This window comes from Fructilactobacillus sp. X3R2C1 (assembly GCF_059901235.1).
The window spans coordinates 1-241 of the sequence record NZ_JBWXVA010000078.1; the positions used below are offsets into that span (position 1 = coordinate 1).

Genomic DNA, 241 nt, shown 5'->3' on the forward strand with positions numbered 1-241 from the left:
GGCTGGCTATGGTCCGAGGCGGCTACGGCCGCAGGTTCAAGGCTGATGGCCGGGCGCAACTGGTGCTCGGAGACCAGGCGCAGGTAGATGTCCAGTGGTTGCCTGCTGTTGGGCAGGGGCAGTACATGGTCGCTGCCACGCAGGGTCGGGCTGGCATTGCCGGCCTGGCGCCCGTGGTGCAACTGACGCAGAAGTTGGTCGCCCTGGAGGGCGTATAGGTCAAGCCCAGACAGGTCGGGGG

1 protein-coding gene is annotated in these 241 nt (G+C 67.2%); it reads right to left on the reverse strand.

Annotated elements, in window-relative coordinates; genetic code table 11:
- Positions 1-182: hypothetical protein (locus AC6UDB_RS07230; RefSeq protein ID WP_500709589.1), on the reverse strand; the 182-nt coding region annotated here is incomplete at its 3' end.
- Positions 183-241: the final 59 nt, after the last annotated feature.